This window comes from Halomonas sp. SIMBA_159 (assembly GCF_046536035.1).
Lineage (GTDB): Bacteria > Pseudomonadota > Gammaproteobacteria > Pseudomonadales > Halomonadaceae > Vreelandella > Vreelandella venusta_A.
The window spans coordinates 1-231 of sequence record NZ_JAWJBT010001771.1 but is presented as its reverse complement, the minus strand read 5'-3'; the positions used below and the strand labels follow the sequence as shown (position 1 = coordinate 231).

The window sequence follows — 231 nt, the reverse complement described above, 5'->3', positions numbered from 1 at the left end:
CATAAAAATTTATGATTATCGATTGTAAATATAAAATCTTTGGTTAACTCACTTGATGGGATCTCAAAATCCACTTCAAAGCAATCATTGTGTTCAATTTCCTTTAATCGTTCATTCAGTGTTTCATTAACTGTTGTAAGTCTTTCTCTTTTGATTTTAAAACCCGCAGCATTCGGATGACCTTCTACAAATTCGAATTGACCTGTAGACAAAAGCAATTCTTTAAAATCC

General features: G+C 31.2%; 1 protein-coding gene. It reads right to left on the bottom strand.

Annotated elements, in window-relative coordinates:
• Window positions 1-231: hypothetical protein (locus tag R0J87_RS25285; protein ID WP_498889771.1), on the bottom strand; the 231-nt coding region annotated here is incomplete at both ends.